The organism is Inquilinus sp. OTU3971, assembly GCF_038440215.1.
In genome coordinates this window covers 1-6,908 of sequence record NZ_JASATH010000284.1, presented here as the reverse complement: position 1 = coordinate 6,908, position 6,908 = coordinate 1, and the positions used below count along the sequence as shown (strand labels likewise).

The following is a 6,908-nucleotide window of genomic DNA, read 5'->3' as shown; positions in this document are numbered from 1 at the left end:
CTAGGCTGGATCTCCGGCGGCGGGATTCTCCGTCGCCGGTGCCGCCGAGGTTCATCCCATGTCCGCCGTCCTCTCCTCCGTCGCCGCGCTCCTGGCCGGGGTCGGGCTGATGCTGTGCGGCAACGGGCTGCAGGCGGTGCTGGTGGCGGTGCGGGCGACCGATGCCGGCTTCGGCACCGTGGTCACCGGCCTGCTCGGCTCCGGCTACTATGCCGGCTTCGTGCTGGGCTGCCTGCTGGGTCCGCATCTGGTCCGCCGCGCCGGCCATGTCCGCACCTTCGCGGCGGTGGCGGCGCTGGCGGCGGCGGTCGCCCTGTCCTTCCCGCAATATGTCCACCCGGCGCCCTGGATCGTGCTGCGCGGCGGCACCGGTTTCTGCTTCGCCGTGGTGTTCATGGTGATCGAGAGCTGGCTGAACGAGCAGGCGACCAGCCGCACCCGCGGCACGGTGCTGTCGCTCTACACCATCGTCACCCTGGTCGCGATCACCATCGGCCAGATGCTGCTGGGGGTGGAGACCGGCAACCCGATGACCGCCTTCACCTGGATCGCGATCATGATCTGTTTGGCGGTGCTGCCGGTCGCGATGACCCGCGTGGCGGCGCCGCCGGTGCCGGAGGCAGTGCGGCTGCGGCTGGCCCGGCTGGTCGCGACCTCGCCGGTCGGGGCCGCCGCCTGCCTGGTGGTCGGCATCGGCAACGCCGCCTTCTGGTCGCTGGGGCCGGTCTTCGCCCAGGCGCGCGGCTTCGACGCCGCGACCGTGGCGCTGTTCATGAGCGTGGCGGTGCTGGGCGGCGCCGCCGGGCAATGGCCGCTGGGCCGGCTGTCCGACCGGGTCGACCGGCGCTGGACGATCGCGATCTCGGGCATCGGCACCGCGGCCGCCGGCGCGGCGCTGCTGGCGGTCGACTGGCTGCCGGGGACGGCGGTGATCGGCCTGGCCTTCCTGTACGGCGCCTTCTCGCTGCCGCTGTACCCGCTGGCCCTGGCGCACACCTTCGACCAGGTCCGGGCCGGGGAGTTCGTCGAGACCTCGAGCGGCCTGCTGCTGATCTATGCCATCGGCGCCGTGGTCGGCCCGGTGCCGGCCAGCCTGCTGATGGTGCAACTGGGCACGCCGACGCTGTTCGCCTTCGTCGGCGCGGTGAACGTGGTGCTGGTGGCCTTCACCCTCTACCGGATGGGGCAGAGGGCGCGCGCCCCGGCCGAGTCGCGGCCGGGCTTCGTGTCGGTGCAGCCGGCGACCCAGGGCGCCATCGGGCTCGACCCGCGGGCGCCGGAGACGCCCGCCGTCGACGCAACCGAACGCTGATCAGGCCGAGCCGGCCGGTCAGGCCACGCTGGCGAGCCGGTTGGTGTTGGCGGCGCGCTGCAGCGAGGCGCGGACCGCGCCTTCCGGCAGCATGGCCGTCACGTCGTCGTCGCCCTGCACCAGCACCGTCTCGATCAGGTTGCGGGTCAGGCCGATGTCCTCGAGCTGCCGGTCGGTCAGCTCCATCAGCTCGTGATAGGTCAGGCTGCGGTCGATGCCGCCGCGGATCCGGAAGAAGCCGCGGATGAGAGTGGCGAGAAGCTGGTATCCCATGATCGTGTGTCCCGTGTTTCCGCTTCCTGCTGGTGCAGGTTATTGCGTTGCAACATCCGCCGCGGCCCCGCCGTGACGGCATGGAGGAACGCTGCTTCCGGGAGACGTTTCCGAGATTGTCATTGGTGGATCGATCGCCGGATCGGCGGTCTCACATCGATAGAATGCGCGCTTTCTTGTGCAGCGCAATATCGAATTTGTGCATAGCAACATATCACTTTACGCGGCCGCGCCGGGCTTGAGCGCGACGGTGCCCAGCCGCTTCCCCCGCCCCGCCCGATGCGCGATAAGGATTCATCCCGCCCGGCGCTTGGGCGCCCGGGCCGCCCTCGCTGACGGACGCGCTGCCGATGACCACCGATCTCGCCGATGCCCTCGCCGCCGCTTCTGCCGACACCGGCGGCCGCTACGACGCCGCCTGGCTGCAGGAGCTGCTGGAGGGCGTGATCGCCGCGCCCGCGGCGCTGGACGACCGCGAATGGATGGAGCTGGCGGTGCCGGGCGCCACCGAGGCCCAGGCCAAGCGGCTGCGCGCCGCCAAGGCCGCGGTCGCCGCCGCCCGCCGCCCGGCCGGACCGAAGCCGGCGGAGCGGCTGGCCGCGCTGCGCGGGGCACTCACCCGGCTTAGTCTGGATGCCTATGTCGTGCCGCATGCCGACGAGCATCAGGGCGAATACCTGCCGGCCCGGGCCGAGCGCCTGGCCTGGCTGACCGGCTTCACCGGCTCCGCCGGCATCGCCGTGGTCACCGCCGAGCGGGCGGCGATCTTCATCGACGGCCGCTACACCATCCAGGCCCAGCAGCAGACCGACCCGGCGCTGTGGGAGCGGCGGCACCTGCACCAGGAGCCGCACGAGGCCTGGCTGGCCGAGGCGCTGCCGAAAGGCGGCCGAGCCGGCTACGACCCGCGCCTGGTCACCGTCGCCTGGGTCGAGAAGGCCCGCAAGGCGGTGGAGGCCGCGGGCGGCACGCTGGTGGCGGTCGAGGAGAACCCGATCGACACGCTGTGGACCGACCAGCCGCCGGCCCCGATTTCGCCCACCATCGTCCAGGCGCTGGACGTCGCCGGCAAGGATGCGCGCGAGAAGCGGGCCGAGCTGGCCGAGGCGCTGCGGCGCGACCGGCTGGACGCGGTGGTGCTGAGCGCGCCGGAGAGCGTCGCCTGGCTGTTGAACCTGCGCGGCGCCGACGTGCCGCACACGCCGCTGCCGCTGTCCTTCGCCGTGCTGCACGCCGACGGTCTGGTCGACCTGTTCATCGACCGGCGCAAGCTGGTGCCGGGCGTCGACACCCATCTCGGCAACGAGGTGGCGATCCAGCCGCCGAGCACGCTGGGCCAGACGCTGGAGGGGCTGGGCCGCGCCGGCAAGGCTGTGCGGATCGACGCCGTCTCGGCCAGCGCCTGGGTGCAGGACCGGCTGAAGGGCGCCAAGGTCGATGTCGGCGCCGACCCCTGCGCCCTGCCCCGCGCCCGCAAGAACGCGGTGGAGCTGGAGGGTACCCGCGCCGCGCATCGCCGCGACGCCGCCGCGGTCAGCCGCTTCCTGGCCTGGCTGGCGCGCGAGGCGCCGTCCGGCGCGCTGGACGAGGCCGGGGCTGCCGCCAAGCTGCTGGAGTTCCGGGTCGCCACCGGCGCACTGCGCGACCTCAGCTTCGACACCATCTCCGCCGCCGGCCCGAACGCCGCCCTGCCCCACTACCGCTTCAGCGCCGAGAGCAACCGTCGGATTGAGCCGGGCAATGTCTATCTGGTCGACAGCGGCGGGCAGTATCGCGACGGCACCACCGACATCACCCGCACCATCATCGTCGGCACCCCGACCGAGGAGATGCGGCGCAACTTCACCCTGGTGCTGAAGGGCCATATCGCGATCTCGACCGCGCGCTTCCCGAAGGGCACCACCGGGTCGCAGATCGACGCCTTCGCCCGTCGGCCGTTGTGGGAGCATGGGCTCGACTACGATCACGGCACCGGCCATGGCGTCGGCAGCTATCTCAGCGTGCATGAGGGACCGGCGCGGATCGCCAAGACACCGAGCACGATCGCGCTGGAGCCCGGCATGATCCTGTCGAACGAGCCCGGCTACTACGCCGCCGGCCGCTACGGCATCCGCACCGAGACTTTGGTGGTGGTGCAGCCCTGCGCAGCGCTGAGCGACGAGACCCGGACCTTCTACGAGTTCGAGACCATCACCTTCGCGCCGATCGACCTGGCCCTGGTCGATGCGGCGCTGCTGACCCCGGACGAGCGCGCCTGGCTGGACGCCTACCACGCCAAGGTGCGGGACATCGTCGGCCCGCAGCTGGAGGGCGAGGACCGCGCCTGGCTTGAGCAGGCGACCCGGCCGGTGGGCTGAGACCGTTTGGAAATGCTACTGGTGCGGCCGTCTGACGGCGGTTTCTCCGCTTCCGGTGCTCACGGACCAATGTCCGCTGCGCTCCGGTTCTCGAAACCACCGCCAGCCGACTCACACCAGCGCATTTCGAAACGGTCTCTGACGGCGACCCCTACTCCAGCTCCACGCCTTTGGTTTCCGGCAGCATCAGCGTGGCGCCGATGTCGACCACATAGATGACCGCCAGCAGCCCGATCGCCAGGCTGAAGGAATACTGCGAGGCGAGGGCGCCGACCACCAGCGGGCCGAAGCCGCCGACGCCGCGGCCGAGGTTGAACAGCACGCTCTGCGCCGTCGCCCGCGCCTCGGTCGGGTACAGCTCCGACATCAGCGCGCCGTAGCCGCCGATCATGCCGTTGACGAACAGCCCCATCACCGCGCCGCCCAGCAGCAAGGCCGTCGGCGAGGTCATCTGGGCGTAGACCACGACCATGATCGCGGCGCCGGCCTGGAACAGGATGAAGGTCGGGCGCCGGCCGATCCGGTCGGCCAGATGGCCGAAGGCGCCGATGCCGACACACATGCCGAGTATGGTCACCACCGTCCACAGCGCCGATTTGGTCAGGGAATAGCCCATCGCCGTCGACAGATAGGTCGGCAGCCAGATCATCAGCCCGTAATAGCCGAAGTTCTGCACCGAGCAGAGGATGAAGACGGCGAAGCTGATCCGGGTGGTGCGGGCGTCCTTGACCAGCAGCCGCAGCGCATTGCCCTGGCGTGGCCGGGTAGCACGATCGAGGAACAGCGCCGGCTCGCCGATGGTGCGGCGGACGACAAAGGACACCACCGCCGGCAGCAAGCCGATCGCGAACATGCCGCGCCAGCCGATCACCGGCAGCAGCAGCGGCGTGGCCAGGGCCGCCGCCAGCACGCCGGCCTGCCAGCCGAGCCCGACATAGGAGGAGGCGCGGGCCCGGTACCGGGCCGGCCAGGTCTCCGCCACCAGCGCCATGCCGATGCCGAACTCGCCGCCGAGGCCGAGCCCGGCGATGGTTCGGTAGGCCAGCAGGTCCCAATAGCCCTGCGCCAGGGCGCAGAGGCCGGTGAAGACGGCGAAGAGCAGGATGGTCCAGGTCAGCACCCGCACCCGGCCGAGGCGGTCGCTGAGCATGCCGAACAGGATGCCGCCGGCCACCGCGCCGATCAGCGTCGCGGTCACCAGCGACCCCGATTCGGCCGGGGTCAGGCTGAGCCCCGCCGCCACCGCCGACAGCATGAAGCCGAGGATCAGCAGGTCGAACCCGTCCATGGCGTAGCCGACCGCCGAGGCCACCAGCGCTCGCCGCGCCGTCGCATCCGGCCGGTCCGCCGCTGCGCCGCCTGCCGTGATGCCGATCTCCGTCGTGGCCATCGCCGTCCCCCGCCTGTTCCCCGAACCGTCCGAGCATTGTTTCAGTGCGATTGCAAGCAAGACCGGTGCCAGGGACGGCGATCGCGCTAGACTGCCCATGGAATCGGAGCGAGGACGGCGATGCTGAGCGAGACGCAGAAAGCGCAGTACGGACGCGACGGCTATCTGGTGCTGGAGGGCTTCAAGCCGATCGAGGAGATCCGTGCCGTCCGCGCCCGGGCCGAGGCGATCGTCGAGGCCTTCGATCCCGGCGACACCGTCTCGATCTTCACCACCAGGGAGCAGGAGCGGAAATCCGACGAATACTTCCTGACCTCCGGCGACAAGATCCGCTGCTTCTTCGAGGAGGAGGCGTTCGACGGGAACGGCCGGCTACGCCAGGCCAAGGCGCTGTCGATCAACAAGATCGGCCATGCGCTGCACGATTTGGACCCGGTGTTCGACCGGTTCTCGCGCGACCTGAAGCTGGCCGCGCTGGCCGCCGATCTGGGCCTGGCCGAGCCGCAGATCTGGCAGTCGATGTACATCTTCAAGCAGCCGGGCATCGGCGGCGAGGTGCGCTGGCACCAGGACGCCAGCTTCTTCGAGACCACGCCGATCAGCGTCACCACCTTCTGGTTCGCGCTGGAGGATGCCGACCGGTCGAATGGCTGCCTGTGGGTCGAGCCCGGCGGCCATCGCGGCCCGCTGCGCGAGCGCTTCCTGCTGGAGGATGGCGCGACCCGGATGGAAACGCTGGACGCCACGCCCTGGCCGACCGACGCCACCGCGGTGCCGGTCGAGGTCAAGGCCGGCGCGCTGGTCTGCTTCCACGGCCGGCTGCCGCATTACAGCGCGCCGAACCGGTCGCCGGTGTCGCGCCACGCCTATACGCTGCACGTCACCGACGGCCGCACCGCCTATTCGCCGCGCAACTGGCTGCGCCGCGGGCCGGACCTGCCGGTGCGCGGATTTGCGTGACCGCACAAACGCTTGATCCCCCCGCCGGTTAATTCCATCTTCCAGTAACAGGTTCCGCAAGGAATCAACCGCAAACTGGGAGGGAGACTCCATGGTCAAGGCCGTGTTGACCGGGACGGACGACCAGGGCGGCGCCGTGTCGATCCCGAAGGGCGACATCGTCTTCATCCGCGAATCCTACCGGTCGGGCGAGATCCCCGGCCGCACCAAGATCGATTTCGGCACCGCAGCCGCCGATGAGCAGGAGGCCTATCTTACGGACTCGCTGCCGACGGTGCTGAAGAAGCTCGGGAACGGCGTCTCCGTCGCCCGGCTGACCACGCCGTCCGGCACGCCGGTGCATGTGGTCGCCGCCCGGGTGGAGGGTCTGCGAGCGCCGCAGAGTTGGCACCATCCGAGGGCGCGCACGGTCCTGCTGGCCCGCGGCCGCGAGATCCAGGTGCGCGAGGAGCGCGACCTGGTGCTGCGGCGGATCAATGCCGCCCGGCCGGAGAAGGCGAAGCCGGTCGCCTGACCGGGCGTTCGGTCAAAGCAAGGGCCGGCGAAAGCCGGCCCAGGTCGTGGGGGGCGGGGGGGGGGGGGCGAGGCAGGAGTGGGGCCCACCCCACCCCCCCCC

Annotated in this window: 6 protein-coding genes; 4 read left to right on the top strand and 2 right to left on the bottom strand. The window is 70.9% G+C overall.

All coding sequences use genetic code 11. The annotated features are described in order from the left end of the window. The first annotated feature begins 58 nt into the window (after window positions 1-58). Window positions 59-1,312 (top strand): MFS transporter, encoded by a 1,254-nt coding sequence (locus tag AAHM41_RS37785; protein WP_342241790.1) that lies wholly within the window; start codon window positions 59-61, stop codon window positions 1,310-1,312. Between the two features lie 18 nt (window positions 1,313-1,330). Here the strand turns inward: AAHM41_RS37785 and AAHM41_RS37780 are convergent, their stop codons facing one another. Then, window positions 1,331-1,585, bottom strand: coding sequence for a DUF1127 domain-containing protein (locus tag AAHM41_RS37780; RefSeq protein ID WP_342241789.1), 255 nt, complete (start codon window positions 1,583-1,585; stop codon window positions 1,331-1,333). 350 nt (window positions 1,586-1,935) lie between these two features. On the opposite strand from AAHM41_RS37780, the gene AAHM41_RS37775 reads away from it, so the two are divergent. Beyond that, window positions 1,936-3,942, top strand: a complete 2,007-nt coding sequence (locus tag AAHM41_RS37775; RefSeq protein ID WP_342241788.1) for an aminopeptidase P family protein — start codon at window positions 1,936-1,938, stop codon at window positions 3,940-3,942. 151 nt (window positions 3,943-4,093) lie between these two features. Here AAHM41_RS37775 and AAHM41_RS37770 read toward each other — a convergent pair whose 3' ends face one another. Further along, entirely contained in the window at window positions 4,094-5,332 is a 1,239-nt protein-coding gene (locus AAHM41_RS37770) for an MFS transporter (RefSeq protein ID WP_342241787.1), read from the bottom strand. Between the two features lie 120 nt (window positions 5,333-5,452). Here AAHM41_RS37770 and AAHM41_RS37765 point away from each other — a divergent pair, with 120 nt between their 5' ends. Together AAHM41_RS37765 and AAHM41_RS37760 are read left to right on the top strand one after the other, a co-directional pair. Further along, window positions 5,453-6,292 carry a phytanoyl-CoA dioxygenase family protein gene (locus tag AAHM41_RS37765; RefSeq protein WP_342241786.1) on the top strand — a complete coding sequence of 280 codons (840 nt, stop codon included), beginning with the start codon at window positions 5,453-5,455 and terminating at the stop codon, window positions 6,290-6,292. A 91-nt stretch (window positions 6,293-6,383) separates the two neighbouring features. Beyond that, a complete protein-coding gene (locus AAHM41_RS37760) occupies window positions 6,384-6,806 on the top strand; it encodes a hypothetical protein (protein ID WP_342241785.1) in 423 nt (140 codons plus the stop codon). The last annotated feature ends 102 nt before the right edge of the window (window positions 6,807-6,908 follow it).

What these genes read in the sequence shown, in the direction of transcription:
- AAHM41_RS37785 (WP_342241790.1), top strand. Translation starts at nt 59, where the DNA reads ATGTCCGCCGTCCTCTCCTCCGTCGCCGCGCTCCTGGCCGGGGTCGGG.
- AAHM41_RS37760 (WP_342241785.1), top strand. Translation starts at nt 6,384, where the DNA reads ATGGTCAAGGCCGTGTTGACCGGGACGGACGACCAGGGCGGCGCCGTG.
- AAHM41_RS37780 (WP_342241789.1), bottom strand. Translation starts at nt 1,585, where the DNA reads ATGGGATACCAGCTTCTCGCCACTCTCATCCGCGGCTTCTTCCGGATC.
- AAHM41_RS37765 (WP_342241786.1), top strand. Translation starts at nt 5,453, where the DNA reads ATGCTGAGCGAGACGCAGAAAGCGCAGTACGGACGCGACGGCTATCTG.
- AAHM41_RS37770 (WP_342241787.1), bottom strand. Translation starts at nt 5,332, where the DNA reads ATGGCCACGACGGAGATCGGCATCACGGCAGGCGGCGCAGCGGCGGAC.
- AAHM41_RS37775 (WP_342241788.1), top strand. Translation starts at nt 1,936, where the DNA reads ATGACCACCGATCTCGCCGATGCCCTCGCCGCCGCTTCTGCCGACACC.